Genomic DNA, 26753 nt, shown 5'->3' with positions numbered 1-26753 from the left:
AGCCATCGCAGGCAGCGCGAAGCAGAGTCGCACCGTTGGCGCATCCGGCCCAACGCGTCCGGCCGTTGCCGATCCGTTTATTTCCCTGGGGATTTTTTCCGTGAAAACCGCTCGTAACGCGCGTTCCAAGACCCTCCACCGCGCGAACCTCACCGCTTCCCTGCTCGTGGCCATGGGCCTGGCGCCGTCGATCGCGCTGGCACAGGACTGCGGCACCGCCACCCCGGGCCAGACGCAGTGCGCTGGCGCCAACGCGGGTACCGGCGCGTTCACCACCGCAGTGGGCTGGCTTGCCAGCACCACCGGTAACAACAGCTCGGCCGTCGGCAACAACGCCCGCGCCTTCGGCAACAACAACAGCGCCTTCGGCAACAACGCCATCGCCGGCAGCGCGACCGCCACCATCACCAACGCCACCGCCGTCGGTAACAACGCCAGCGCCACCGGCAACAACAGCTCGGCGTTCGGCAACGGCACCATCGCCAGCGGCAACAACAGCTCGGCGTTCGGCAACCTGGCCAATGCCAGCGGCACCAATTCCATAGCGTCCGGCAACGGCAGCATCGCCAGCGGCGCGTACAGCACGGCCTACGGCAGCACCGCCAAGGCCACCGTCAACCAATCCGTCGCCGTCGGCGCCAACGCCTCCGCCGGCAACCCGTTCACCCCCGACCCCACCGTGTTCAAGGCGACCGCCGTGGGCTACAACTCCCGGGCCTGGGGCAACGAGTCCGTCGCCGTGGGCCAGGGTTCCCAGGCGACCTTCAAGTTCGCCACGGCGGTCGGCGGCGGCGCCAAGGCCACCAACGCCTACGCCACCGCTATCGGTAACACCGCGCGCGCGTCGGGCATCCTGAGCGCGGCCATCGGCCCCTACACGGAAGCGGTGGGCAAGTACGCCGTCGCGTTGGGCCAAGACTCGCATGCCATGAAGGACAACACCCTGGCCGTCGGTTCGTATGCCCGCGCCATGACCCAATACGCCATCGCCATCGGCACCGGTGCCTACACCACGGGTGCCTTCGCGATGTCGATCGGCAACGAGGCGTTCGCCAACGGCTGGGACGCGCTCGCTGTTGGCTACGCCGCCGGCGGCATCGGCGACGAGTCCGTCGCCGTGGGCAGCTACACGTGGGCGTCGGGTAAGAACAGCACCGCGGTCGGCCTGTTGGCGACCGGCGCTGACGACTACGCCACGGGTCTTGGCGCCTACGCCAATGCCTACAGCTTCGCCAGCACCGCCGTCGGCACCTATTCGAATGCCTTCGGCCGATTCAGCAACGCCACTGGTGCCTATTCCTGGACCGCCGGCGACTTCGCCAGCGCCACCGGCGCCTACGCCACGGCGCTGGGCAAGATGAGCACCGCCGAAGGCGCGTATGCGCAGGCGCGCGGCGAAGCCGGCCTCGCCGTCGGTGCCTACAGCCTCGCGGTCAACAGCTTCGGCACGGCCGTGGGCCCGCTGGCGACCGCGGGTGGCATCTCCAGCACCGCGCTGGGCGACACCTCGACGGCAATTGCCGACTACAGCACCGCACTCGGTGCGTACAGCATGGCGACCGGCCTGGGCAGCAACGCGACCGGCTACTACGCCACCGCCTCGGGCGACGGCGCCTCGGCGATCGGCATGAACAGCAATGCCATCGGCAGGGACAGCGTCGCGCTGGGCTCGTTCTCGGTCGCCGACCGCGACAACACGATCTCTGTCGGCTCGGCCGGCGCCGAACGCCAGATCACCAACGTCGCCGCCGGTACCGAATCGACCGACGCGGTGAACAAGTCGCAGCTCGACTCGCTCGCGGCGTCCATGGCCGGCGTCAGCGAATACTTCGTTGCCGAAGGCACCCTCGACGGCAGCGATGCCGCCTACGCCACCGGCGGCCGCTCGATTGCTTCGGGTGCGGGATCGAAGGCGACCGGTAGCTGGTCGTCGGCGTTCGGCACCGGCGCGGAGGCAACGGCTGGCTTCTCCACCGCGCTCGGCGGCGGCGCCTACGCCTACGGCTACGAGAGCACCGCGGTGGGCTTCCTGTCGGAAGCGCGCGGTTCCTACAGCGCGGCGTTCGGTTCGGCGCTGGCCTTCGGCCAGGGCACGACGGCGCTGGGCACCTGGGCATTCGCCGGTGGTGACTTCGACTGGACCGGCGCGGGCGGCCGCCCGGGCAACATCGTCGAGATCCTGAACGGCACGGCGGTCGGCTTCTCGGCCTCGGCCTCGGCGGACGATGCGACCTCGCTCGGCGCCAATGCCAAGGCACGTGGCGTGGCCAGCACCGCGATCGGTTCGGGCGCGAAGGTCGACTTCGGCGTCGACAATGCCGTCGCGCTCGGCGCCGGTTCGTACAACGATCGCGCCAACACGGTCTCGGTCGGCGCCGCTGGTGCCGAACGCCAGGTCACCAACGTCGCTGCCGGTACGGAAGACACCGACGCGGTCAACCTCGGCCAGCTCAACACCAGGCTGGCCACGATCGGCGCGGACACGTTCGCCCAGCTCGACAGCGTCGCTGCCGCGCTCGGTGGCGGCGCCGCGATCAACGGCAACGGTCTGCTCGGTGCGCCCACCTACAGCGTCCAGGGCGGCAGCTACTACAGCGTCGGCGATGCCTTCGCCGCGTTCGATTCGTCGCTGAGCAGCCTGAGCACGCGCATGAGCTGGATGGAAAGCAGCCCGGGCTACGGTCTGCCGATGGGCGACGGCAACGGCCTCGCCATCGGTAGCGGCAGCCACGCGGAAGACGCCCGCGATACCGCCTACGGCACCGGCGCCTCCGTGCACGCCGACGGCAGCACCGCGCTCGGCAGCAACAGCGTGATCGACGCTGCCGCGACCAATGCGGTCGCCATCGGCGCGGACACCCATGTCAGCGCCGCCAGCGGCACCGCCATTGGCCAGGGTGCTACGGTCAGCGCCGCGGGTTCCGTGGCGGTCGGCCAGGGCTCGGTGGCCGACCAGGCCAACACTGTGTCGATGGGCAGCGCCACGCAGCAGCGTCGCGTGACCAACGTCGCCGCCGGCACGGCCGCGACCGATGCCGCCAACGTCGGCCAGATGCAGGCCGGTGACGCTGCAACGCTGGCGTCGGCCCATGCCTACACCGACACCACCGCCACGCAGACGCTGACCCGCGCCAACAGCTACACCGACACCAAGCTGCAGTTGATGAACGACCAGTTCACCCAGATCGGTTCGCGCCTGGACAAGCAGGACCAGCGCATCGACCGCGAAGGTGCGATGAGCGCGGCGATGATGAACATGGCGATCAACACGGCCAACAGCCGTAGCCCGCGTGGTCGCATCGGCGTCGGCGCTGGCTGGCAGAACGGCGAGAGCGCGTTGTCGGTGGGCTACTCCAAGCAGATCGGCGAGCGTGCGTCGTTCAGCCTGGGCGGCGCCTTCAGCAGCGACGACCAGTCGATCGGTGCCGGTTTCGGCATCGACCTCTGATCGAGGCCGGCGTGGCGCCTCCCTGAGGCGCCACGCTTTGATGTAACGCACTTGATGTAAATCCGGAGAGTTGCCGTGCCGGTCCCATTGGACCGGCACGGCTTTTTTATGCCCCGTCGGCGCAGGAAGCCGGGACGCCCAAAAGCACCGGGACGCCAAAAACAAAAAGGGAGGCGCTGCACGCGCCTCCCACAATCAATTTATACAACGCAGGGGGGCTTGCGGCCAGCCCCTGCGCCTCATGCAGCATCGCCGGCCTGTCGGAATGGCAGGAAACCGGAGCGACGCGATGACCGATTCGCAGACGTACTACCACGGCACCAAGGCCGACCTGAAGGCGGGCGACCTGATCGAGCCGGGTTATGCCTCCAATTACGGCCAAGGGAAGCAGGCGGCCTTCGTTTACCTGAGCGCCACGCTGGATGCGGCCACCTGGGGCGCCGAGCTGGCCGTTGGCGCAGGACACGGCAGGATCTACATCGTGGAACCGACAGGGTCCATTGAGGATGATCCCAACCTGACGAACAAGCGGTTTCCCGGAAATCCCACGAAGTCATACCGTTCCCGGAATCCGTTCCGCATCATCGGCGAGGTCACGGATTGGAGCGGCCACTCCCCCACCCAGCTCAGGGAAATGCACGACCACCTCGAGAACCTCAGGCAGCGTGGTGTCGAGGCGATCGAGGAATGAGCACGGTTCGGCGATCCAGCAATTCATTGAAGCCGAAGCTTCGAGGCCACATTCACCCGTTAGATCCCAGGCGAGTAACCATGAGTCTCTTTAAGCAATGGAAGAACGTTGCGCTTGGCCTGGTGTTCGCGGCGCTGGTTAGCTGCGCAACCACGCCGCCCCCGGCGTACGAGGATCGCGATCAGCCCGTATCCATCAAGGATGTCGAGATCCTGGATAAAGCGGATGCGCTGCTGGCCAATGAATCCGACTGGAACCGGAATGACACAAGGGAGTGCCCGCCTGACGCGCAGACGCTGAGCCTGTTCTGCGCGCTCCAGAAGGCAAGCATCGGAGTGCTTGGTTCATACGATCACAGACGGGTGGCCCTGCAAGAGGTGCGTTTCGCCATCGAGGATGTATCAGGTGGCCGCGAGTTCGAGCATCGCCTGATGGACTTCAACAACCTTCCGGCAACCACCTTCGCTGACATCAAAAAGGTGCTTGCCATTGCGCGGGCCAAAGTGGCGGCACGTCTGGCCGCTGCGGCGCACTAGGCACTCACAATCATTCAGGCCGAAGCCGCTTCACGGCCCGGCCTGATCATTTTGCGTTTGCGCGTGCGTGCAGGCAGGACTGCCTGGCCGGCGCCTAGGCGGCCGCCGCGCCGGCCGGCTGCAGCGATACGTCTTCGGCTTCGTAAGCCTCGATGAGGTCGGCCAGCAACGCCTGCACCGGCGCCATGCCGGTCGCGTAGCGGCGCCAGCCACCGACGTTGCGGGTATGGATCGGCTGGCGCAGCTGCAGCGTGCTCGCGGTCGTGGTGACGGTCTTGTTGGCGAGGATGTCGGTGACGCCCTCGACCTCCGGCAGCCCCAGGTAGGCCTGCACGCGTCGCGCTTCGACGTCCGGTTGCGACGCGAGGTCTTCGTAGCGCACGTCGAGGATCCGCCCCGGCGCGATGGCGTGCCAGTGCTGCATCAACCGCGCGTAGTTGCGGTAGTGCGTGGCCAGCTCGTCCAGCGCGTAGCTGTACGGGTAGTAGTGGTGCGCGAACAGCTCCTTCAGGTTGGAGAAGCAGCTGTCCAGCGGATGGCGGCGCAGGTGGATGATCTTCGCGTGCGGCAGGGCCTTGAGGATCGCGCCGCACCACTGGAAGTTCATCGGGTGCTTGTCGACGTAGAACGCATTGCCGTCGGCGACCCACTCGGTCTTGGCCAGGTAACGGTTGCCGAGGAGCGTCGGGTCCAGGCGGGCGACGTACTCGCCGATGCCCGGATCCAGGGTCAGCGTCAGCCGCCGGTTGTTGACCCACTGCATCTGCTGGCGGAAGTCGTTGAGCTCGCCACAGGTCTTGATCTGCGGGTGGTTGCCCAGGATGCGCTCGAGCAGGGTCGTGCCGGTACGCGGCATGCCGACCACGAAGATCGGCGTGGCGTCGCGGGGGACGTCGCCGCAGGCGTCGAGGAAGCCCTCCGGCGTGGCCGCGATCAGGGCGTCATAGGCCGCGGTCTCTTGCGCGGCATCGTGCTGGGTGACGCTGCGGCGCGCCTGCGCGCCGGCCATGAGCGCTGCCCATGCCTCGTCGGTCTCGCCGAGTTTGTCCAACTCCTTGAACAACCCGTAATGCAGGTAGGTGATGTCGTCGCTGTCGAGACCGGAGTGCTGCTGTGCCTCGCGCATGCGCGCCACGCGCGCCCGTGCACTGTCCTTGCGTCCGACCTGGGCGGCGAACCAGTGGGCGTGGCCGTAGTACGGGTCCTTGGCGACGCTTTCCTCGCTGGCCGCGATCGCAGCCTCGATCGGGCCCAGGAAGCTCTGCACGATGCCCTGGATATGCGCGACGAACGCGCTGTCATCGCCACGGGCGCGGGCCAGCTCGATGCAGCGCAGGGCGAGCGGCTGGTCTTCGAGCGTGCTGTACGCCTTGGCGAGCGGAACCAGCACGCCGGCGTTGGCCGGGTCCTCGGGGTTCACGAACCCGAGCACGGCATGCGCCAGCTGGTTCTCGCCGAGCTCGGTCAGGACGGACGCGACCTCGAGGATCTCGGCGGCGGCTGCGTCGGCGACGCGCTGGCCGGCCAGAAAGGCATTGTGGGTGGCCTCACGGGTCAGTCCTGCCGCGTGGCAGGTCCTCGCCAGCATGGTGTAGGCCATGGGCTTGCCGGGCGCATGCCGGATCAGCTCGAAGCACAGCGCTTCCGCCTCGGCGTAGCGCTGCTGCTGGAAATGGGCGACGGCCTGCTGCCACAGGGCCGGGAGGTCGGGTTGCTGCATTGGACGGATACCGATTTCTTGGGGGGGGCCGGGGCTGTCCTTGGCATCGGTGTGCGTGCCTTCGTTCGCGCCTGTGGCGCCGAATCCGCACACGCAGTTGACCACCCCGGGCGGGGCGCCGGACCCCCCGCCGTGGGGGGTTTCGGGGGCTGCCCGCCAAGCCCGAGTCTTGCCCGGTCGCGAGTGTCCGCGGCGTCCAATCATTTCGAGTTTTTAGGGGAATTCATGTCGTCGTTAGCTAAGGCCCTGTCCGTGGCCATTCTCATGGGTACCGCCGGCCAGTCGGCCGCGGCCATCAACGGGGCCGCGGTCGACCGCGCCCTGACCGCCGTCCGCCTGAACCCGACGGCGACCCGCCTGTCCGCTGCCGACGCCTTCACCGCGCGCAGCGTGATCGTCGACGCCAACGGCACCGAGCACGTGCGCCTGGACCGCACCTATCGCGGCCTGCCCGTGATCGGTGGCGACATGGTCGTCCACTCCCGCGCCGGCGTGCTGCAGGGCACCAGCCTGACCCAGGCCAAGCCGATCAACGTCGGCGTCACCCCGGCCCTGTCGGTCGACGCCGCGATCACCGCCGCGGGCGTGCAGTTCGGCACCCAGTTCGATGCCGTGCCGACCGCCAGCCTCGCGGTCTGGGCGGCAAGCGCCGAGCCGAAGCTGGCCTATGACGTGCTCTACACCGGCACCGCGAAGGACGGCACGCCGCAGCGCATGCACTACTACGTCGACGCCCTCGACGGCACGATCCTGGCCAAGGAAGACGCCATCAAGACCGGCGTACTGCCCGGCACCGGCGCACAGACCGGCACGCCGCCGGTGCCGCCGGCCGTCACGCCGGCGATCGGCACGGGCTACTCGCTGTTCGCGGGCACGCTTCCGCTGAACACCCAGTGGAACGCGACCCGTCGCATCTATGAGCTGAAGGACTCGACCCGCGGCAACACCCACATCAAGGACGCCGGCAACGGCTACCGTACCGATGCTGCCACGCTGATGGTCGACGCCGACAACAAGTGGGGCAATGCCGCACTCAGCGATCGCGTCAGCACCGGCGTCGACGCGGCCTACGGCTTCGCCAAGACCTGGGACTACTACAAGAACACCTTCGGCCGCGACGGCATCCGTGGCGATGGCGTCGGCGCGTTCGGCGCGGTCCACTACTCGATCAACTACGTCAACGCCTTCTGGAGCGACGACTGCTTCTGCATGTCCTTCGGCGACGGCAACGGCACCACCGTGCGTCCGCTGGTCGCGATCGATATCGTCGGCCACGAAGTGAGCCACGGCGTGACCGCGGCCACCGCCAAGCTGATCTACAGCGGCGAGTCGGGCGGCCTGAACGAGGCCAACTCGGACATCCTCGGCACCATGATCGAGTACTACGCCAACAATGCGAACCAGCCGCCGAACTACGTGATCGGCGAGCAGATCTTCGCCACGCCGGCCTGGAACAAGTTCATCCGCACGATGTTCAAGCCGTTCCTGGACGGCATCTCGCCGGACTGCTACCCGAACGTCAACAACCCGGCGGGTGGCGGTAACAGGACGGCGTCCCAGTGGGCGGGCCTGGACGTGCACTACAACTCGGGCGTGGCCAACCACTTCTACTACCTGCTCGCCGAAGGCGCGGTGGTGCCGGCCGGCTACGACGCCGGTACGCCCGCCAACCTGACCCCGGCCAACCTGGTCTGCAACGGCAACACCACCCTCGCCGGCATCGGCCGCGAGGCCGCCCAGCAGATCTGGTACAAGGCCCTGACTCAGTACTTCGTTTCCAACACCAACTACGCCGCTGCGCGTGTCGCCACCCTCAACGCCGCCGCCGACCTGTACGGTGCCGGCTCGCGGGAGCAGCAGGCCGTGAATGATGCCTGGGCCGCAGTAAGCGTCTTCTGATCGACCCGGCATACGTCGTGTCGTCCCCGTGGGGGCGGCGCGATGCGTGATCGAATTGAGAACCCGCCGATTTTCGGCGGGTTCTTTTTTTGTGTCGTCGACAGCGAATAGGCGCGACTCGTGAGGGGCGTCTCGCAGAGGCATCCACACCGGACCGGATGGAGCCGTAACCGCTACGGACGTCACGGTGTCCCCCCCGCCTTGGGGGGGCGCTGCGGGGGTCTGTCGCCCCCCAAATACACGGGCACCCTCCCCACGAGAAATGCCCCCATGACCACCCGATTCCTGCGCGCGGCCGTCATCGCGCTAGCTCTCGCCGCACCGCTGCTGGTGCGGGCGGCGCCTCCTGCGGCATCGGCCCCGAAGACCACGTCTGCTCCCGCACAGGCGCGCGCACCCGCGGTCCGGATCGCCCCCGGCGCCGAGCAGCCGGTGATGGTCGTCAACAGCTACATGGACGCGCTCGCCAAAGGCCAGCTCGACGCCGCACGCAACTTCATGGCGCCGGGCGCGCTGGTGATCGCCAACGGCAAGGTGCTGGGAGATCGCGACGCCTACTTCGCCACCCAGGCGCGCAGCGACGCGGCGCAGTTGCAGGGCGCGCAACGCGAATTGCTGGGGCGTGACGCCAATGCCGGACCGGCCATCGGCTGGGTGATCACCGAGAAGCTGCTGCGCACCAACGCCGGCGGCAAGCCCGCGGGGCAGTTCGTCACCGAAACGGTGATGCTGGCCAAGACCGCGGAAGGCTGGAAGATCATCCACATCCACCGCTCGTCGCGGCCCGCCGCTTGAGGCCAGCGCCATGCGTTTTTCTGCCATGCCTTCGGGGCACGCCGTGCCCGTGAACGCCGCGAACGATGGGAATACCCCTGCCCTCGGGACCGGCGCCGAACCGGCACGCCGCGACGGGCCTGCGCTTGCGCTTGTGGCGAGCGCGGATCCGTCCCCCGACCAACCCTGGCCCATGTCCGAATCCGAGTTCGCCCTCAAGGCCACGCCGCCGCGCATGCCGCGCACGGCGCTCGAGCGCGAGCGGCTGCAGCGGTTCTGGGCCGATGTCCATGACCGCACCGCGATCGCGGTGGTCGCACCGGCCGGCTTCGGCAAGACGACCCTGCTGCTGCAATGGCGACGCCGTTGGCTCGAACAGGGCGCGCGCGTCGCGTGGCTGACGGCCGGCACGCAGGACGATCCAGTGCGTTTCGCCGAAGCCGTGTGCCAGGCGATACGCGATGCGAACCGGCGCCCCACCCAGGCCGTCGCGAACCGGGTTGGCAAGACCGGGATGGAAGCCCTGACTGCATTGCTGTCCGAAGTCGCCCAACAGGGCGGTCAAACCGTCCTGATGCTCGACGACGCGGAGCGCCTGCCGCTGCCCACGCTGCGTGGCGCGGTCCAGTACCTGCTGTTCAACGCCCCGGCCAACCTGCATCTCGTGTTCGGTTCGCGCGTGCCGCTGGCGCTGCCGGTGGCGGAACTGGCCGCCAAGGGCAATTACGCAACGCTGGCGACCGATGCATTGCGCTTGCGGATGGAGGAATCGATCGAACTGCTCGAGAAGCGCCTGCCGCAACTGAGCGTGGATGCGCGCGCGCACCTGCACGAAACAACCGAGGGCTGGCCGCTCGGATTGCAGCTGGCGATCGCGGCGATCGAGCACGCTCCGGATCCGGTGGCCGCGCTCGAGTCGCTGTCGGCGCGCCACGGCACCATCCAGGATTACTTCGTCGAGTCCCTGCTCGCGCAACTGTCGCCGGCGCTGACGGAATTCCTGCCCCGCATCGCCATCCTCGATCGAATGAACGCGGAGCTATGCGCCGCAGTAACCGGCGTGGAAGACTCGGCGGAAGTGCTGGATCAGCTCGTCGCGGAAACGCCAATCATGATCCAGGGCGAACGCACCGACTGGATCCGCCTGCACCCGTTGGCGCGGGATTTCCTGCTGGCGCGCTTCGAGCGGTTACCGATGGCCGAACAGGCGACCCTGCATATGCGCGCCGCGTCGTGGTTCGCCGGCAAGGAGCGTTTCCACGAGGCGGCCGGCCACGCGCTTGCGGCTGGCGACCATGCGCTTGCGCAATCCCATGCGGCGCGATCGCTCTGGACACTCGGCATTTCGGGCAAGTACGCCGAAGCACGCGAGTGGCTCGGCCGTATTCCGCCAGAGGTGTTGGCCGGCGACCTCGATCTCCGCCTGGCCGCTGCATGGATCCTCGCGCTGGGCGACCGCAACGCAGCCGCGCTGGAGATCGCGCGCGAGGTCATCGACGACCCGGCGGCCCCGTCGGCAACGTTGGCGGTCGCGCTGCGCGTCGCCGCAGGCGCAGCGGCCTATGCGGACCAGTTGGGCCTCCTGCCGGATTTCGTCGCCCGCTGGCCGGGCCTGCACGAGTGCGGCGGCGAGCCCCTCCATGCCGTGACGCACCTCAATTTCCGTGCGCTCGTCGCGCTGCACGAGGGCGCGACCGGCGATGCCCGCGCGCTGGTCGCGCAGGCGGCCCGGTTCGGCAACAGCGGCTCGCTGCGGCTGTCGGCGCAAGTCGGACTCATGCTGGTGGGATTGAGCCATCTCTGGGAGGGCGACGCCTGCCAGGCCGAGGCGGTGATCCAGCCGGCACTCGCCCAGGCCGAGCGCGAGGGCCAGCGCCGCGGCATGGCAGCCGCGCTCCTGGCGTCGGTACTCGCCGCCGCACTCTTCGGGCGCGACCAGCCCGCGGCCGCGCAGGCCGTGCTTGCGAACCGGCTCGACGTGATCGAACGCAGTGGCTTTCCGGACAACGTCCTGCTGGCCTATCGCACGCTCGCCAACGTGGCGCTCAGCCAGCATGACGAGCGTCGCGCCCTCAATGTGCTCGGCAACCTCGAAGACGTCGCCGAACGCCGGCAGCTGCCGCGCCTGCGCGCATATGCACTGGCTGACCAGATCCGTATCCATGCATTGCGTGGCCGCAACGAAACCGTCGCCACGCTGCTCGCTGCCCTTGAGCAGCTGGCGCCCGCGTTCGAGCACGAACAACTGCACCCACTCGCATTGGAATACCAGCTGATCGCATCGCTCGCGCGCACCCATGCAGCACTGGCGAAGCGGGAACTGGATGAAGCGGAGTCGGAGGTCGCCGCAGTCGGTCGGCTCGCCGCGCAGTTGAATCGTGGCCGCGATGCGCTCACGGTCAAAGTGCTGCGCGCGGTCATCGCGCGCCAGCGCGGCAGCGTCGATGCGTTGCCGCTGTTGCAGGAAGTTCTCGAGCTGGCCGAGATTTCCGGCTACGCGCGCCTGCTGATCGACACCCACCCGCTGGCGGTAGAGATGGCGGCCGAACTGCACCCTGCTTCCAGCGGCGAAACGCCGCCCCCGGCCCCTACGCCCATCCGCGCGGCGCCACCACGGCATGGCCTGCTCACTTCGAAGGAAGCACAGATCCTGTCCCTGATCGAAAAAGGCATGTCGAACAAGGAAATCGCCCGCACCCTGGACATCAGCGGCGAGACCGTGAAGTGGCACCTCAAGAACCTGTTCCTCAAGCTCTCGGCCGGCAATCGCAAACATGCAGTCGACCGCGCGCGCCTGCTCGGGTTGACGCATTGACGATTCGTGGATTCGGTCGATGCAATCGCCCACAATGCGCCGTTGATCGCATCGCAATGTCGTTCGAACGGTTTCTACTGCTGATCAATCCGAACGAAAGCACAAAAACAACAAGGGCCCGGTTTCCCGAGCCCTTGTTGCTGTATCAATTGGCGTCCCCACGGGGATTCGAACCCCGGTCGCTACCGTGAAAGGGTAATGTCCTAGGCCTCTAGACGATGGGGACGCTGTAGAACTTTGCTTTCACCGAGATGGACTTCGTTGAAAAGCCGGCCTGTTTTGAAACTTGTTTCCGATGCGCCTTCTGAAAACGTGCTTCTAAAAACGTGTCCAGAAGTTGGTGGAGCCAGGCGGGATCGAACCGCCGACCTCCTGCATGCCATGCAGGCGCTCTCCCAGCTGAGCTATGGCCCCACGGCGCTGGAAAGACGGCAAGTTTAGGGGGCTGATACAGGACCGTCAAGCCACCTTTTCGATTTTTTTCACATCCGCCGCTGCACGCAGGCGCAAGGTCGCAACGCCGTGGCCACTCTCGGCCAGGTATTGCAACCATTTTCCAAGGAACGTGTTCATCCGCAGTCGATGGCCGATCACTTCAGCCGGTGGCGGATACATGCCGATCACGTCCTGCCAGCGGCGGCCGACGTAGCAATGCGTGGCTTCGACCTGGCGGGCATCGTGGTAGACACGCAGATACGCCGACGGGTCCGGCTCTCCGGTCACCGGATCGAGCATGTTGTAGGTCAGGCGCAATTCGGTGGTGTAACGATGCTGCCCGAGCACGTCCAGCTGCAGGGCCAAGCCATCCCCGATATCGGATGCGTAACGGCCCGGGGCGAGATCCGCAGGCTCGAACAGCCGCTGCAGGCGGCCATGGTTTTCCGCATACAGCGCCATCAGCCAGCCGAACTTTCCGAGCCGGAGACGGCCCAGAGCGTCGGCATGCTTGGCGCGGGAAACGAGCTGCTGCATGGGCCCGATGCTACACGCGCGGTGCGCAATGCGCAGCGTTGACGCGCACGATGAACGCGCCTATCGTCACAGTTCTCCCGCGCCAATTGACGCCTGCAATTCAGGCGCCGCTCAGAACATTTCGCGGTGGATGCCCAGGGTCGTAAGCACCTTGCTGGCGATTTCCTCGATCGAGGTATGCGTGGTGCTGAGGATCGGAATGCCCTCGCCACGGAACATCATTTCCGCCGCCGCCACTTCCCGCTTGCAGGTATCGAACTGGGCATAGCGCGAGTTCGGCCGGCGTTCCTGGCGGATCTGCTGCAGGCGGACAGGGTCGATGGTCAACCCGAACAGTTTGTTGCGCCATGGCCGCAGGCGTGGCGGCAGGCGATCGTGCTCGAGGTCTTCCTCGGTCAACGGATAATTGGCCGCGCGGATGCCGTAATGCAGGGCGAGATACACGCAGGTCGGCGTTTTGCCCGCGCGCGAGACGGCCACGAGGATGACGTCCGCGCCGGCGTAATCGGTGGCTGCGCCGTCATCGTGGGTCAATGCGAAGTTCATCGCGTTGATGCGGCGGTGGTAGGTCTCGAAATTGACCAGCCCGTGCGCCTGGCCGATGCGACGCTCGCGCGCCTCGCCCAGTTCGCGCTCCAGCGGCTCGATGAAGGGCGCGAACACATCGAGCATGAGCGCCCCGCTCTCGGCCAGCGCGCTGCTCACGACGCTGTCGACGCAGGAATTGATCACCACGGCACGGACCCCGTACTCCTCGGCGGCGGCCCGGATCTTGGGGGCGATCTCGGCTGCGCGCTCGACGCTGTCGACGAAGGAATAGCGTTCGGTGACGAACCGGGTCTGGGTGAACTGCGTCAGCAGGCTGTGGCCGATGGTCTCGGCGGTGATGCCCGTGCCGTCGGACACATAGAAAACCGGCCGCACTCCGGGCATCACACACCTCGTCAAGGGTTCGCCATCGCCAGAAAGCCACCGGGCCGCGTTTGTCTGGGCCCGATGCAGCGGCGATAATAACGGTTTCGCCACGTTAGGCCCTCCGGCCCTACCCCCACGGAGCCCCCGTCTTGAACGAGAACATCCTCTGGCTGCACGCGCTTCGCCTGTCCGACCTGGCCCGCGTGGGCGGCAAGAATTCCTCGCTCGGCGAGATGATCGGCAACCTTGCGAACCTCGGCGTCTCCGTTCCCGGCGGTTTCGCGACCACGGCGGAAGCCTTCAAGGCCTTCATCGCCCACAACAACCTGCACCAGCGCATCTACGACAAGCTGGCTACGCTGGACGTCGAGGACGTGCCTGCCCTCACCAGGGCCGGCGCCGAGATCCGCGGCTGGGTCATCGACGCCCCCCTGCAGGCCGACCTGGATGCGGACATCCGCACGGCCTACAGGCAGTTGTGCGACGAGAACGGCGGCTCGGACGTCGCCGTCGCCGTGCGTTCCTCCGCGACCGCTGAAGACCTGCCCGATGCGAGCTTCGCCGGCCAGCAGGAAACCTTCCTCAACGTGACCGGTGCCGACGATGTCGTGCACAAGGTCAAGGAAGTCTTCGCCTCGCTCTACAACGACCGCGCCATCGCCTACCGCGTGCACCACGGCTTCAAGCACGAGGACGTGTTCCTCTCCGCCGGCGTGCAGTTGATGGTCCGCTCGAACGTCGGTTCGTCCGGCGTGTTGTTCACGCTGGACACCGAATCGGGTTTCCGCGACGTCGTCTTCATCACGTCGAGCTTCGGCCTCGGCGAGATGGTCGTGCAGGGCGCGGTGAATCCGGACGAGTTCTACGTCTACAAGCCGACGTTGCAGCAGGGCAAACCGGCGATCCTGCGCCGTTCGATCGGCGCCAAGCAGCTGCGCATGGTCTATTCGGACCAGCCCGGCGAGCGCGTACGGACCGAGGAGACGCCGGCCGAGTTGCGCAACACCTTCTCGATCAACGACGCCGACGTGCACGAACTCGCCAAGCAGGCGCTGGTCATCGAAAAGCACTACGGCCGCCCGATGGATATCGAATGGGCGAAGGACGGCGTCACCGGCAAGCTCTTCATCGTGCAGGCGCGCCCGGAAACGGTGAAGTCGCGCGCGCACGCCACGCAGATCGAGCGGTATTCGCTGGGCAAGCGCGGCAACGTCATCGCCGAAGGCCGCGCCATTGGCCACAAGATCGGCAGCGGCATTGCCCGCGTCGTGCGTTCGCTGGACGACATGAGCCGCGTCCAGCCCGGCGACGTGCTGGTCGCGGACATGACCGACCCGGACTGGGAACCGGTGATGAAGCGCTCGGCTGCGATCGTCACCAACCGTGGCGGCCGCACCTGCCACGCCGCGATCATCGCGCGCGAACTCGGCGTGCCTGCCGTCGTCGGCACCGGCAACGCGCTGGACACGATCAAGGACGGCCAGGAGGTCACCATCTCCTGCGCCGAAGGCGACACCGGCTTCATCTACGCCGGTGCCCTGCCCTTCGAGCGGCACGTCGCCGACCTCGACAAGATGCCGCCGGCACCGCTCAAGGTGATGATGAACGTCGCCAACCCGGAACGCGCGTTCGACTTCGCCATGCTGCCCAACGCCGGTATCGGCCTGGCGCGCCTGGAAATGATCATCGCCAGCCACATCGGCATCCACCCCAAGGCGCTGCTCGAATACGCATCGCAGGATGCCGAGACGAAGAAGAAGATCGACGCGAAGATCGCCGGTTACGGCAGCCCGGTCGACTTCTACGTCGACCGCCTCGCCGAGGGCATCGCCACCATCACCGCTTCGGTCGCGCCGAACCCCGTGATCGTGCGCCTGTCCGACTTCAAGTCGAACGAATACGCCAACCTCCTCGGCGGCTCGCGCTACGAGCCGCATGAAGAAAACCCGATGATCGGCTTCCGCGGCGCCAGCCGTTACGTCGATCCCAGCTTCGCCGAGGCCTTCGCGCTGGAATGCCGCGCGGTGAAGAAGGTGCGCGAGACGATGGGCCTGACCAACTGCTGGGTCATGATCCCGTTCGTGCGCACGCTGGAGGAAGGCCGCAAGGTCATCGAGGTGCTGGAAGCCAACGGCCTCAAGAAGGGCGAAGGCGGCCTCAAGATCATCATGATGTGCGAGGTGCCGTCGAATGCGTTGCTGGCCGACGAGTTCCTCGACATCTTCGATGGATTCTCGATCGGTTCGAACGACCTCACCCAGCTGACGCTGGGCCTCGACCGCGACTCGGCGATCGTTGCCAACCTCTTCGACGAACGCGATCCGGCCGTGAAGAAGCTGCTTTCCATGGCCATCCAGGCCGCGCGTGCCAAGGGCAAGTACGTCGGCATCTGCGGCCAGGGCCCGAGCGACCATCCGGACCTGGCCGAATGGCTGATGAAGGAAGGTATCGAATCCGTGTCGCTCAATCCGGACACGGTCGTGGATACCTGGCTGCGCCTGGCCAAGGTTAAGGCGGGTTGATCGCACCGCCATGGAGCAGGCCGCCGCTGCCACCACGCTGAAGGAACTGCACTCGCTGGATCACTGGCGCGCCCTGGGTGAGACCTACGGCCTGAAGCTGGTGGGCGCCACGCTCATCCTGCTGGTCGGTTTGTGGCTGGCCAAGCGAGTCGCGCGCACGCTCGACCGCGTGTTGGAGCGCACGCATACGGAGACCACCCTGCGTGGCTTCCTGCGCAACATCGCGTATGGCGCGATGGTGGCCGTGGTGGTTGCCGCCGCCCTGCAGGTCCTGGGTTTCCCGACAGCTTCGCTGTTCGCGGTGCTGGGCGCGGCGGGCCTCGGCATCGGTCTGGCGCTGAAGGATTCGCTGTCGAATCTCGTTGCCGGCTTCCAGCTGATCGCCCAGAGCCCATTCCGGGCTGGCGACTATGTGCAGGCGGCGAATGTCGAGGGCACCGTTGAACAGGTGCGCGTCTTCCAGACCCGCCTGCGCACCCCCGACAACCGCGTGGTGATCCTGCCCAACAGCCTGATCACCGCGGCGGCGATCACCAACTTCACCGCAACGATGAAGCGGCGCATCGACATCGCCACCTCGCTGGCCCATGGCGACGACCTGGCGACGGCGCGTTCGCGCCTGCTTGATATTGCCCGCACGGAGTCGCGCATCCTGCAGGATCCCGCTCCTGCGGTCTTCGCGACCGGCCTCACCGCCGACAACCGCATCAACATCGAGTTACGGGCCTGGGTACGCACCGGCGATGTGCAGCAGCTCCGCAGCGATCTCACCGAAGCCGTGCGCAACGGCATGGTCGAGCTGGGCGTTGGCCTGCCAGCCACGGTGCGCGACGTGCGCGTCTACCACCACGGAGCCGATGGCCGTGCGCTGGACGAAGTGCTGGGTAGCCAGGTCATCGGAAATCCCGGCGCCAGTACCCCCGCGGGCTGATCGTCAGCCCAGTCCGCCGAGCTTGCCCATCGCCGTGCGGTAGTGCCGCAGCTCGGCGATCGAATCATGGATGTCGCTGAGCGCGGTGTGCTTGGCATCCTTGCGCACGCCATTGAGAACGTCCGGCGCCCATCGGCGCGCCAGCTCCTTGATCGTGCTGACATCCAGGTTGCGATAGTGGAAATGCTTCTCCAGCTGCGGCATGCAGCGATGCAGGAAGCGACGGTCCTGGCAGATCGAATTGCCGCAGATCGGCGAACAGTTGGCCGGAACCCATTGCGCCAGGAAATCGAGCGTCCGCTTTTCGGCGTCCGCCATCGTCACGCCCTGCTCCAGCACGCGCTGCCATAGACCGGACTTGCCGTGCTGGTTGCGGTTCCATTCGTCCATCGCCTGGAGGCGTTCCACCGGGTGCGCGATGGCAAGTTCGGGACCTTCGGCGAGGATCTCGAGTTGCGCATCGGTCACGATCGTGGCGATCTCCAGGATGGAGTCGTTGTCGGTATCGAGCCCCGTCATCTCGAGGTCGATCCAGATCAGGCGTTGTTCCTTTTGCGGGTTGGCTGCCATGCGCTCGCGCTGCTCGTCAGGACGTCGCATCATAGCCCAGCCTCCGTCCCGTCCCGGCGCCATGCTTTCGAATCCGACCTACGTCCACTACGCCATCCTCACTTCGATGCTGGCGCCAGCGTTCTTCCTCACCGCCACGGCCGGATTGCTGGCCTCGGCCAACGCAAGGCTGGCACGCGTGGTGGACCGGCTGCGGTCGCTCATCGTGGCCTGGGAAGAAGAAGCGCCGGATCGCGCCGAGCGCGACATCCAGATCACGCGGCATCGGCAGCGCGCTTACCTGGTCCTGCGTGCGTGCCAGATGCTGTACGCAGCGCTGGCCAGTTTCGTGGGCACCAGCCTGACCCTCGCCATGGATGCCTTCCTGGGATTCCGCCTCGGGGTGCTGCCCACCCTGCTGGCGGTCATCGGTGTCCTGTTCCTGCTCGCCGCGAGCTTCTCACTGTGGCGTGAAGTCAGCCTGTCGGTGCTCAGCTTCGACGAGGAACTCGACCACGAGCTGGCGCGTCGCCGGAGCTGATGGCCTACAGCAGGGGCTTCCCGCGCTTGGCGCGGAAATAGTTCGTGAGGCGCTGGCTGGCTTCTTCCGCCAGCACCCCTCCCTGTACTTCCACGCGATGGTTGTGGCGCGGGTCGGTGAGCAGGTCGAAGACGCTGCCGGCCGCGCCCGTCTTGGGGTCGGTCGCGCCATAGACCACGCGACTGACGCGCGCGTGCACCATCGCCATCGCGCACATCGCGCAGGGTTCGAGGGTGACGTACAGCGTTGCGCCGAGCAGCCGGTAATTGCCCACCTTCGTACCTGCCGCGCGCATCGCCACGACTTCCGCGTGCGCCGTCGGGTCGCTTTGGGTGATGTTGCGGTTCCAACCCTCGCCAAGCAGCTCGCCTTCGGCGGACACCACGACCGCGCCGACCGGAATTTCGTCGTCCTCGTGCTGGCCGCGCAGCGCCAGGTCGAGTGCGTGGCGCATCCAGAGTTCGTCGCGGGTTCCGGTCATTCCCACTCGATCGTTGCCGGCGGCTTGCCGCTGATGTCGTAGACGACGCGCGAGACACCGCGCAGTTCATTGATGATGCGATTGGACACCGTGCCGAGCAGTTCGTAAGGCAGGTGCGCCCAATGCGCCGTCATGAAGTCGATGGTTTCGACCGCCCGCAGTGCGATCACCCATTCGTAGGCACGCGCGTCGCCAACCACGCCGACCGACTTCACCGGCAGGAACACCGCGAACGCCTGGCTGGTCTTGTCGTACCAGCCGGCCTTGCGCAGTTCGTCGATGAAAATGTGGTCGGCTTTGGCCAGGAGTTCGGCGTGCTCGCGCTTCACTTCACCCAGGATGCGCACGCCCAGGCCCGGGCCCGGGAACGGATGGCGGTAGACCATCTCGCGCGGCAGGCCGAGTTCGACGCCCAGGCGCCGCACTTCGTCCTTGAACAGTTCGCGCAGCGGCTCGACCAGCTTGAGCTTCATGTCCTCGGGCAGGCCGCCGACGTTGTGGTGGCTCTTGATGACGTGCGCCTTGCCGGTCTTGCTGCCGGCCGACTCGATCACGTCCGGGTAGATCGTGCCCTGCGCCAGCCACTTCGCGTTGGCGAGCCTGGCCGATTCCTCGTCGAAGATCTCGATGAAGAGGTTGCCGATGATCTTGCGCTTGGCTTCCGGATCGTTGACGCCCTTGAGCCGGTCGAAATAGCGGTCGGCCGCGTTGACGCGGATGACCTTGACGCCCATGTGTTCGGCGAACATCGCCATGACCTGGTCGCCTTCGTTCCAGCGCAGCAGGCCGGTATCGACGAATACGCAGGTCAGTTGCTTGCCGATGGCCTTGTGCAGCAGCGCGGCCACGACGGACGAGTCGACGCCACCGGACAGGCCGAGGATCACTTCGTCCGAGCCGACCTGCTCGCGCACGCGGGCAACCTGGTCTTCGATGATGTTGGCCGCGGTCCACAGCGTCTGGCAGCCGCAGATGTCGACGACGAAACGGCGCAACAGCGCCTGGCCCTGCTTGGTATGGGTGACCTCGGGATGGAACTGCACGCCATACCAGCGCTTTTCCTCGTTCGCCATCGCGGCAACGGGAATGCGATCGGTGGTTGCGGTGATCGTCCAGCCCGGCGGTGCCTTGGCGACATGGTCGCCGTGGCTCATCCACACGTCGATGCGCGGTTCGCCGTCGTGGTCGCTCAGGCCGCCGAGCAGCGCGTCGTGCGCGACCAGTTCGACTTCGGCGTGGCCGAATTCGCGGGCATCGGCCGCTTCAGTCGCGCCCCCAAGCTGCGCGGCCAGCGTCTGCATGCCGTAGCAGATGCCGAGGATCGGCAGGCCACTGTCGAAGACTTCCTGCGGCGCCGCCGGGGCGCCGAACTCCGTGGTGGATTCCGGGCCACCCGACAGGATGATGCCCCTGGCGCCGTACCTGGCGATCTCCGCCGGGTCGTGGTCCCACGCCCAGACTTCGCAATAGACACCGATCTCGCGGATGCGGCGGGCGATCAGCTGCGTGTACTGCGCGCCGAAGTCGAGGATCAGGATCTTGTCGCTGTGGATATTGGTGGTCATGGGCTCGGTGATACGAAAATCGAAGGCTTGAAACGAAGAAGGGAAACTGTCGTCTCCCTTCCTCGGCGTGCTTAACCGGCCCTGTAATTCGGCGGTTCTTTCGTGATCTGCACGTCGTGCACGTGGCTCTCGCGCGCGCCGGCACTGGTGATCTTCACGAAGGATGGCTTCTTGCGCATCTCCTCGATGGTGGCGCAGCCGACGTAACCCATCGTGGCGCGCAGGCCACCGGCGAGCTGGTGCACGACACCGCGCAACGGGCCACGGTACGGAACACGGCCTTCGATGCCTTCCGGCACCAGCTTGTCGGCGTCCGAGGCATCCTGGAAGTAGCGGTCCTTGGACCCCTGCTCCATCGCTCCCAGCGAGCCCATGCCACGGTAGCTCTTGTAGCTGCGACCCTGGAACAGTTCGACTTCGCCCGGCGCTTCCTCGGTACCGGCGAACAGGCCGCCGATCATCACCGTCGATGCACCCGCGACGATTGCCTTGCCGATGTCGCCCGAGTAGCGGATGCCGCCATCGGCGATCAGCGGGATGCGGTCCTGCAGCGCTTCGGCGACCATGTCGACGGCGGTGACCTGCGGCACGCCCACGCCGGCAACAATGCGCGTGGTGCAGATCGAGCCCGGACCGACGCCGACCTTGACCGCATCCGCGCCGTGGTCCATCAGCGCGAGCGCCGCATCGCCGGTGACGATGTTGCCGCCGATGACCTGGAGCTGCGGGAAGTTCTTCTTCACCCACTTCACGCGATCGAGCACGCCCTGCGAGTGGCCATGGGCGGTGTCGACCACCACGACGTCGACGCCCGCGGCAGCCAGTGCCTCGATGCGGGCTTCGGTATCGCCACCGACACCGACCGCGGCGCCGACCAGCAGGCGTTCGCTGCTGTCGTAGGCGGCATTGGGATTGTCGGACTTCTTCTGGATGTCCTTGACGGTGATCAGGCCGCGCAACTCGAAGCCATCGTTGACCACCAACACCTTCTCGATGCGGTGCTTGTGCAGCAGTTGCACGACCTCATCGTCCGACGCGCCTTCGCGCACGGTAATGAGGCGATCCTTCTTGGTCATGATGTGGCGGACCGGATCGTCGAGCTTCTTCTCGAAGCGCATGTCGCGGCTGGTGACGATGCCGAGCAGCGTGCCGTGTTCCACCACCGGCACGCCGGAGATGTTGCGGGCGCGGGTGAGCTTGAGCACCTCGGCGATCGTCGTGTCGGGGCCGACGGTGAACGGCTCCTTGATCACGCCCGCCTCGAACTTCTTGACGTGGGCGACCTGCGCCGCCTGCGCCTCAAGGCTCATGTTCTTGTGGATGATGCTGATGCCGCCGAGCTGGGCCATCGCGATGGCGAGGCGGGCTTCGCTGACCGTGTCCATCGCCGCCGAGACGATCGGCAGACGCAGGGTCAGGTTGCGGGTAAGGCGCGTGGCGAGCGAGACGTCCTTGGGCAGGACGGAAGAATGCGCGGGGACGAGCGAGACGTCGTCGTAGGTCAGCGCTTCAGCCTGGATACGCAGCATGGGCGGTCCCGGATGGATGAAGCGCGTCATTCTATCGCGCCGCGGCCCTGATTGGCACGCGATTTGGCAAAAACGCGCCGCAGCGCGTGGGAAACTGTGGTCACGGGCTGTGCTTAATCCCCGCTCAGGCGACGCCGGCCTCGGCGGCTTCCAGGGTGTTCTGCATGAGCGTGGCCACCGTCATCGGCCCCACCCCACCCGGCACCGGGGTGATCCAGCTGGCGCGCCGGGATGCGGCTTCGAAGCCCACATCACCCACCAGCCGGCCGTCATCGAGCCGGTTGATGCCCACGTCGATCACCACGGCACCCGGCTTCACCCATTCACCCGGGATCAGCTGGGGCCTGCCTACGGCCACCACGAGGATGTCGGCGTTGCGGACGGACTGCTCCAGCACCTCGGGCGGGGTGAATTTGTGGCAACTGGTCACCGTGCAGCCCGCGATCAGGAGTTCCAGCGCCATCGGCCGGCCCACGTGATTGGAGACCCCGACGATCGTCGCGCTCTGCCCGCGCACCGGACGGTCGGTGTAGGCCAGCAGCGTGGTGATGCCGCGCGGCGTGCATGGGCGCAGGCCGAACTGGCGCAGGGCCAGGTGGCCGACGTTCTCGGGATGGAAGCCGTCGACGTCCTTGCGCGGGTCGATGCGGTGGATCAGCCGGGTCGCGTCGCGATGTCCCGGCAAGGGCAACTGGACCAGGATGCCGTGGACCTCCGGGTCGGCATTGAGCCGGTCGATCAGGGCCAGTAATTGCTCGTCGCTGGTGTCGGCCGGCAGGTCGTGGTCGATGGCGCGGATGCCGACCTTCTGCGCGGCCCGGCGCTTGTTCTTGACGTACACGGCCGAGGCCGGGTCGTTGCCCACCAGCACGACGGCCAGTCCGGGCGCCTGCTTGCCAGCGGCAATACGGGCGTCGACCTGCGCCTTGAGGTTGTCGAGCAGGTCTTCGGCGATGCGTTTGCCGTCAAGGATGCGGGCGGTCATGCGGTGGCCAATGGGAATCCAGGCGATGAAGGCGCACATTATCGCCCAACACTCCATCGATCCGACCTCGCCGGCGCCCCCATGTCCGATACCGATTTCGAAACCACCCAGATCGAAGCCGCCGTCTTCCGCCGGCTCCGCGACCACCTGCTGCAAGAACGGCCCGAGGTGCAGAACATCGACCTGATGATCCTGGCTGGTTTCTGCCGCAACTGCCTGGCGGACTGGTACCGCGAAGCCGCCGAGCATCGCGGCATCACCATGACCCGGGACGAGGCGCGCGAGTCGGTCTATGGCGAACCCTTCGCGCAATGGAAGGCGAAGCACCAGCGCGAGGCGACCCCGGAACAACTGGCCGCGTTCGAGACGGCACAGCGTTTGCACAAGAGCTAGCCTCCTTCGGCGACGCAGCGGACGCATCTGCATGCATCCGCATCACGTGGCCGGGGGCAGGCTTCTCCCAGGGACCGCGTCGATAAAACAGGTGCTGCGATGTTCTGGATCGCGCTACCGCTGTCATTGGTGTACCTGGGGGCTTGCGGCCTGATGTATGTGCGCCAGCGGGAGCTGGTGTATTGCCCCCAGGACACACGCGTGGAAGCCTCCCAGACGGATTTTGCGCTGGTGCGTGACGGCGTCACGCTGCGCGGCTGGGTGGTCAACCCGGGACAGGCGCAGGCGCTGGTCTATTTCGGCGGAAATTCCGAACCCGTGCAGGTCAACCGCGAGCGCTTCGCCCGCTGGTTCCCACGCCATACGGTCTATCTCGTGGCCTATCGCGGCTTCGGCGCGAGTGAAGGCGCGCCGACGGAAGCGGGAATCACCGGCGATGCGCTCGCCCTGTACGACCATGTGGAACAGCAGCATCCGGGCGCCCACATCGATGTGATCGGACGCAGTCTCGGCTCCGGGGTCGCCGCCCACGTCGCGGCCAAACGGCCTGTGCGTCGCCTGGCCCTGGTCACCCCCTACGACACCCTGGCCGACCTGGGACAGGCGTATTACCGCTGGCTGCCCATACGTCTGCTCGCCCGTGACCGTTACGACTCGATTTCCCATCTGTCGAGCTATACCGGTCGATTGCTGGTGGTCCGCGCCGGATTGGACAAGGTCATCCCCGCCGCCAATACCCAGCGCCTGATCGATTCCCTTCCCCGTCCGCCGCAGGTGCTGGAGCTGCGATCCGCCGATCACAGCAACCTCGCCTCTTCGCCGGCGCTGGCGCGAACGCTCAAGACGTTCTTCGCACCCGTCGATCCGAGTGCCAGCAAGCCTCGGTCCAAATTGCGCGGTCCGGGTCGGCAGGTTCAAGCGCCTGTCTTCACCAGCACCACCGCACAAGTCCGTGTTACCCCCGGAGAGAAATCACATGATCAACCAAGGCGACTGCCCGAAGTGCGGCAAGCGACTGTTCCACGTCCGCATCGAGAGCGTTCTCGGCCAGAACAACGACAGTGATGACATTCGCTGCCTGAGCTACAGCTGCATCCACTGCAACGTCGTGCTCAACATCCAGCTGGACCCACGAGCGAAGCCGCGGCGCAGGACCGCAGCCGCGGGCGTCGAACGCGTGACCTGATCCGCCCGCCACACTCCGACAACACCCCTCGATGACCGACGCGCTTGCGATCAGCGCGGATGGTCCGCTGGCACGGGCAGCGCATCCACCGGCCGCTGCAGCACCGGGCAACGCTTCATGTTTTCCGGCATGGGCAAGGGGCACAGGGTGCAGCACTGTTGTGGCCGGACTCCAGGCAGCGGCAGCATTCCCTGCGGTGCGGGCAATGACTTGAGCTTGAGCAGCGCCACCCAATCCTGGCGGTTGAAACTGCAGAACCCCTCATTGCCGGGCTCGCAGTCGCCGGGAACCCCCAGGCGCCGTGGCAAATTGAAGATCGCGCCGTTCCGGTTCAAAGGCAGGACGCGCATGGTCACGCCCTGGAGCACGTTACCGCCGACGAGGTAGACCTTGCCGTCGCCACCGGGATTGGCTGCGACGACGATGTCGCAATGCATGTTCAGGCCTTCACCCGATCCGTTGCCAAGAAAATCGCGCAATCCCTGCGGCCCAATCGTGTTGCGACCACGCGCGAAACACAGCAGGTCGCCGGCCGCCGGCGCGGTGGTATCGGGGTCGTCGAACACATAGGGCGACAAGGCAGGCGTCCGATAGGCGTCCCGGATGAAATCGATGTGGCTCGCCGAACTCCTGAAACCGGGCAGACCGGCCCGGTTCATCACGTACGACACGAACACCGCGGACCAGGGGGTGTCGCTCAGGAAGGCCCTGCACGAAGCCGACTGCAGGACTCCGTAGCCGCCATAGCTGCAATCGGTCGCGCCGGCGAAATTGGACATCTGCGACAGCAGGCCGCTGCCCTTCCAGTACTCGGCGACGCGCTGCCACGCAGGCGTGGTGCCGTCGCTCAGGCGCACGCGCTCGGTTTCAGAGACCGTGAGGCTTGCCAGTCGCCCCTGTACATCGATGAAAGGGCCGTACCAGAGCGCGTTCTCGCTGCAGGCCAGCAGGGCAATGCGCGCGGCGTACGACGGCGGCGATTGCGGGATCTGGCTGCATATCTGGGTCGCCGACGCGCGCGCCGGAATCAGCGCGCTGCAGGCCAGCAGGATGAGCGAGGCAGACAGCACCAGGCGGCGAACGATTCGACATCCCTTCCGACCGCCTGGACTGCCCATCGGTGATCTCCGTCAGGTTCCCGAGCAGAACCTCGCATAGTCGATGTAGCCGGGGAATTCACGCCCCGGAGCGCACACGACGCAATCCTGGTCCGGCCGCAGCCTGGTCTCCCGGAAACGCATCGCCAATGCATCGAAATTCAGCAACCGCCCGCGCAACGGCTCGCCTATTCCGAGGATCAGCTTGATCGCTTCCGTCGCCTGCAACAGGCCGATGACCCCTGGAAGGACACCGAGCACACCTGCTTCAACGCAATTAGGCGCCGCTTCCGGCGGGGGCGGCTCGGGAAACAGGCAGCGGTAGCACGGCGCCTGGCCACGGTGCCGGCCCGCGTCGTACACGCTCACCTGTCCCTCGAAGCGATGCACCGCGCCGTACACCAGCGGCTTGCGCAGTTTCACGCACGCATCGTTGAGCAGGTAACGCACGGGGAAGTTGTCCGCGCCGTCGATGACCACGTCGGCATCGGCGATGAGCCGCTCGACGTTGGCGGCGGTGATTCGCTCGGCGAAGCCTTCGATCGTCAGGCGTGGATTCAACGCGGACAACGCGGTGCGCGCGGACTCGACCTTCGCCATCCCGATGCGCGCGTCGGTGTGCAGGATCTGCCGTTGCAGGTTGCTGCGGTCGACCACGTCGTCGTCGGCCAAGACCAGAGTGCCGATGCCCGCGGCGGCGAGGTAATACGCGGCGGGCGAGCCGAGTCCGCCCGCACCCACCATGGCCACGCGCGCGGCCTCGAGCTTGCGCTGCCCCGCCTCACCGACTTCCGGCAGGCGCAGATGGCGCGAATAGCGATCGTAGAAATCGGCGTCGACGTCGGGCCGGGTGACCGGCAGGCCTTCGGCGAGCCAGCGCGTCGTTCCGCCCTCCACGGAGGCGAGATTCGTGTAGCCCGCGGCTTCCAATGCCTGGGCCGCCTTCATCGAGCGACCGCCCGACTGGCAGATCAGCAGGACTTCGCTGCCGAGCCCGGGAATCGCGGACCCGGGATCCGCCTCGAGCTCGACCCGCGCGATGCCGAGGGCGCCGGTGGCGAAACCGGTGGCGCGTTCATGCGCTTCGCGTACATCGACCAGTAAGGCGCCTGCCTGCAATCGGCGCAGCGCTTCGGCGGGGGAAATCGTTGCAATGGCCATGCGAGGATTATCGACGCCCGTGCCATCCGGCGCCAACGCGGTG

At 66.7% G+C, this 26753-nt stretch carries 21 protein-coding genes and 2 tRNA genes; 11 read left to right on the top strand and 12 right to left on the bottom strand.

The annotated features are described in order from the left end of the window. Window positions 1–100: 100 nt before the first annotated feature. From ACYVGE_RS05440 to ACYVGE_RS05430, 3 genes are all read left to right on the top strand, one after another. Complete coding sequence (locus ACYVGE_RS05440; RefSeq protein ID WP_460727815.1) at window positions 101–3448, top strand: hypothetical protein; 3348 nt, start codon at window positions 101–103, stop codon at window positions 3446–3448. Window positions 3449–3737: 289 nt separating this feature from the next. Next, a complete protein-coding gene (gene arr, locus ACYVGE_RS05435) occupies window positions 3738–4139 on the top strand; it encodes an NAD(+)--rifampin ADP-ribosyltransferase (protein WP_460727813.1) in 402 nt (133 codons plus the stop codon). Between the two features lie 80 nt (window positions 4140–4219). Then, window positions 4220–4675 (top strand): DUF6197 family protein, encoded by a 456-nt coding sequence (locus tag ACYVGE_RS05430; protein WP_460727811.1) that lies wholly within the window; start codon window positions 4220–4222, stop codon window positions 4673–4675. A gap of 94 nt (window positions 4676–4769) precedes the next feature. On the opposite strand, the gene ACYVGE_RS05425 is transcribed toward ACYVGE_RS05430, so the two are convergent. Further along, complete coding sequence (locus tag ACYVGE_RS05425) at window positions 4770–6395, bottom strand: tetratricopeptide repeat-containing sulfotransferase family protein (RefSeq protein WP_460727809.1); 1626 nt, start codon at window positions 6393–6395, stop codon at window positions 4770–4772. Between the two features lie 225 nt (window positions 6396–6620). Between ACYVGE_RS05425 and ACYVGE_RS05420 the strand changes: the two genes are divergently transcribed. The 3 genes from ACYVGE_RS05420 (at window position 6621) to ACYVGE_RS05410 (ending at window position 11883) form a co-directional block, all read left to right on the top strand. After that, window positions 6621–8294 carry a M4 family metallopeptidase gene (locus ACYVGE_RS05420; RefSeq protein WP_460727807.1) on the top strand — a complete coding sequence of 558 codons (1674 nt, stop codon included), beginning with the start codon at window positions 6621–6623 and terminating at the stop codon, window positions 8292–8294. Between the two features lie 270 nt (window positions 8295–8564). After that, window positions 8565–9089, top strand: coding sequence for a nuclear transport factor 2 family protein (locus ACYVGE_RS05415; protein ID WP_460727805.1), 525 nt, complete (start codon window positions 8565–8567; stop codon window positions 9087–9089). 172 nt (window positions 9090–9261) lie between these two features. Then, window positions 9262–11883 (top strand): LuxR C-terminal-related transcriptional regulator, encoded by a 2622-nt coding sequence (locus ACYVGE_RS05410; protein WP_460727803.1) that lies wholly within the window; start codon window positions 9262–9264, stop codon window positions 11881–11883. Between the two features lie 150 nt (window positions 11884–12033). On the opposite strand, the gene ACYVGE_RS05405 is transcribed toward ACYVGE_RS05410, so the two are convergent. The 4 genes from ACYVGE_RS05405 to ppsR all read right to left on the bottom strand — a co-directional run bounded on the left by ACYVGE_RS05405 (window position 12034) and on the right by ppsR (window position 13788). Then, window positions 12034–12109, bottom strand: a tRNA-Glu gene (locus tag ACYVGE_RS05405). A 112-nt stretch (window positions 12110–12221) separates the two neighbouring features. Then, window positions 12222–12297, bottom strand: a tRNA-Ala gene (locus ACYVGE_RS05400). Between the two features lie 45 nt (window positions 12298–12342). After that, a complete protein-coding gene (locus ACYVGE_RS05395) occupies window positions 12343–12855 on the bottom strand; it encodes a DUF1249 domain-containing protein (protein ID WP_460727801.1) in 513 nt (170 codons plus the stop codon). 111 nt (window positions 12856–12966) lie between these two features. Continuing rightward, a complete protein-coding gene (gene ppsR / locus ACYVGE_RS05390) occupies window positions 12967–13788 on the bottom strand; it encodes a posphoenolpyruvate synthetase regulatory kinase/phosphorylase PpsR (RefSeq protein ID WP_460727799.1) in 822 nt (273 codons plus the stop codon). 131 nt (window positions 13789–13919) lie between these two features. On the opposite strand from ppsR, the gene ppsA reads away from it, so the two are divergent. Beyond that, complete coding sequence (gene ppsA / locus ACYVGE_RS05385) at window positions 13920–16292, top strand: phosphoenolpyruvate synthase (protein WP_460727797.1); 2373 nt, start codon at window positions 13920–13922, stop codon at window positions 16290–16292. A gap of 10 nt (window positions 16293–16302) precedes the next feature. Next, window positions 16303–17223, top strand: a complete 921-nt coding sequence (locus ACYVGE_RS05380; RefSeq protein WP_460727795.1) for a mechanosensitive ion channel family protein — start codon at window positions 16303–16305, stop codon at window positions 17221–17223. A 3-nt stretch (window positions 17224–17226) separates the two neighbouring features. Here ACYVGE_RS05380 and orn read toward each other — a convergent pair whose 3' ends face one another. After that, window positions 17227–17793, bottom strand: coding sequence for an oligoribonuclease (orn, locus tag ACYVGE_RS05375; protein ID WP_460728414.1), 567 nt, complete (start codon window positions 17791–17793; stop codon window positions 17227–17229). A 61-nt stretch (window positions 17794–17854) separates the two neighbouring features. Here orn and ACYVGE_RS05370 point away from each other — a divergent pair, with 61 nt between their 5' ends. Next, the gene (locus ACYVGE_RS05370) at window positions 17855–18313 is read left to right on the top strand and encodes a DUF2721 domain-containing protein (RefSeq protein ID WP_460727793.1); all 459 of its coding nucleotides are present in this window, start codon (window positions 17855–17857) and stop codon (window positions 18311–18313) included. A 4-nt stretch (window positions 18314–18317) separates the two neighbouring features. Here ACYVGE_RS05370 and tadA read toward each other — a convergent pair whose 3' ends face one another. From tadA to folD, 4 genes are all read right to left on the bottom strand, one after another. Then, window positions 18318–18794: a tRNA adenosine(34) deaminase TadA gene (tadA, locus tag ACYVGE_RS05365; RefSeq protein WP_460727791.1), complete on the bottom strand. Its 477-nt coding sequence runs from the start codon at window positions 18792–18794 to the stop codon at window positions 18318–18320. Continuing rightward, a complete protein-coding gene (guaA, locus tag ACYVGE_RS05360) occupies window positions 18791–20359 on the bottom strand; it encodes a glutamine-hydrolyzing GMP synthase (RefSeq protein ID WP_460727789.1) in 1569 nt (522 codons plus the stop codon). Before guaA ends, tadA begins: the two co-directional genes overlap by 4 nt. A gap of 71 nt (window positions 20360–20430) precedes the next feature. Continuing rightward, a complete protein-coding gene (guaB, locus tag ACYVGE_RS05355) occupies window positions 20431–21888 on the bottom strand; it encodes an IMP dehydrogenase (RefSeq protein WP_460728412.1) in 1458 nt (485 codons plus the stop codon). A gap of 124 nt (window positions 21889–22012) precedes the next feature. Then, window positions 22013–22873, bottom strand: coding sequence for a bifunctional methylenetetrahydrofolate dehydrogenase/methenyltetrahydrofolate cyclohydrolase FolD (folD, locus tag ACYVGE_RS05350; protein ID WP_460727787.1), 861 nt, complete (start codon window positions 22871–22873; stop codon window positions 22013–22015). An 81-nt stretch (window positions 22874–22954) separates the two neighbouring features. On the opposite strand from folD, the gene ACYVGE_RS05345 reads away from it, so the two are divergent. Both ACYVGE_RS05345 and ACYVGE_RS05340 read left to right on the top strand, forming a co-directional pair. Further along, window positions 22955–23266: a DUF1244 domain-containing protein gene (locus ACYVGE_RS05345; protein ID WP_310052609.1), complete on the top strand. Its 312-nt coding sequence runs from the start codon at window positions 22955–22957 to the stop codon at window positions 23264–23266. A 99-nt stretch (window positions 23267–23365) separates the two neighbouring features. Then, window positions 23366–24331, top strand: a complete 966-nt coding sequence (locus tag ACYVGE_RS05340; RefSeq protein ID WP_460727785.1) for an alpha/beta hydrolase — start codon at window positions 23366–23368, stop codon at window positions 24329–24331. A gap of 171 nt (window positions 24332–24502) precedes the next feature. On the opposite strand, the gene ACYVGE_RS05335 is transcribed toward ACYVGE_RS05340, so the two are convergent. Together ACYVGE_RS05335 and moeB are read right to left on the bottom strand one after the other, a co-directional pair. Then, window positions 24503–25522: a DUF2272 domain-containing protein gene (locus tag ACYVGE_RS05335; protein ID WP_460727783.1), complete on the bottom strand. Its 1020-nt coding sequence runs from the start codon at window positions 25520–25522 to the stop codon at window positions 24503–24505. A 60-nt stretch (window positions 25523–25582) separates the two neighbouring features. Next, entirely contained in the window at window positions 25583–26710 is a 1128-nt protein-coding gene (moeB, locus tag ACYVGE_RS05330) for a molybdopterin-synthase adenylyltransferase MoeB (RefSeq protein ID WP_460727781.1), read from the bottom strand. Between the last annotated feature and the right edge of the window lie 43 nt (window positions 26711–26753).

This window comes from Lysobacter rhizosphaerae (assembly GCF_054779795.1).
Note: the sequence above shows the minus strand (reverse complement) of the source record. Positions and strands in the feature narration are given on the sequence as shown.

Bases quoted from the DNA above. Each gene is read 5' to 3' on its own strand.
- folD (WP_460727787.1), bottom strand. From the start codon at position 22,873: ATGACCGCCCGCATCCTTGACGGCAAACGCATCGCCGAAGACCTGCTC.
- moeB (WP_460727781.1), bottom strand. From the start codon at position 26,710: ATGGCCATTGCAACGATTTCCCCCGCCGAAGCGCTGCGCCGATTGCAG.
- ACYVGE_RS05410 (WP_460727803.1), top strand. From the start codon at position 9,262: ATGTCCGAATCCGAGTTCGCCCTCAAGGCCACGCCGCCGCGCATGCCG.
- ppsR (WP_460727799.1), bottom strand. From the start codon at position 13,788: ATGCCCGGAGTGCGGCCGGTTTTCTATGTGTCCGACGGCACGGGCATC.
- ACYVGE_RS05345 (WP_310052609.1), top strand. From the start codon at position 22,955: ATGTCCGATACCGATTTCGAAACCACCCAGATCGAAGCCGCCGTCTTC.
- orn (WP_460728414.1), bottom strand. From the start codon at position 17,793: ATGGCAGCCAACCCGCAAAAGGAACAACGCCTGATCTGGATCGACCTC.
- ACYVGE_RS05415 (WP_460727805.1), top strand. From the start codon at position 8,565: ATGACCACCCGATTCCTGCGCGCGGCCGTCATCGCGCTAGCTCTCGCC.
- guaA (WP_460727789.1), bottom strand. From the start codon at position 20,359: ATGACCACCAATATCCACAGCGACAAGATCCTGATCCTCGACTTCGGC.
- ACYVGE_RS05395 (WP_460727801.1), bottom strand. From the start codon at position 12,855: ATGCAGCAGCTCGTTTCCCGCGCCAAGCATGCCGACGCTCTGGGCCGT.
- ACYVGE_RS05430 (WP_460727811.1), top strand. From the start codon at position 4,220: ATGAGTCTCTTTAAGCAATGGAAGAACGTTGCGCTTGGCCTGGTGTTC.
- guaB (WP_460728412.1), bottom strand. From the start codon at position 21,888: ATGCTGCGTATCCAGGCTGAAGCGCTGACCTACGACGACGTCTCGCTC.
- arr (WP_460727813.1), top strand. From the start codon at position 3,738: ATGACCGATTCGCAGACGTACTACCACGGCACCAAGGCCGACCTGAAG.
- ACYVGE_RS05380 (WP_460727795.1), top strand. From the start codon at position 16,303: ATGGAGCAGGCCGCCGCTGCCACCACGCTGAAGGAACTGCACTCGCTG.
- ACYVGE_RS05370 (WP_460727793.1), top strand. From the start codon at position 17,855: ATGCTTTCGAATCCGACCTACGTCCACTACGCCATCCTCACTTCGATG.
- ACYVGE_RS05425 (WP_460727809.1), bottom strand. From the start codon at position 6,395: ATGCAGCAACCCGACCTCCCGGCCCTGTGGCAGCAGGCCGTCGCCCAT.
- tadA (WP_460727791.1), bottom strand. From the start codon at position 18,794: ATGACCGGAACCCGCGACGAACTCTGGATGCGCCACGCACTCGACCTG.
- ACYVGE_RS05420 (WP_460727807.1), top strand. From the start codon at position 6,621: ATGTCGTCGTTAGCTAAGGCCCTGTCCGTGGCCATTCTCATGGGTACC.
- ACYVGE_RS05340 (WP_460727785.1), top strand. From the start codon at position 23,366: ATGTTCTGGATCGCGCTACCGCTGTCATTGGTGTACCTGGGGGCTTGC.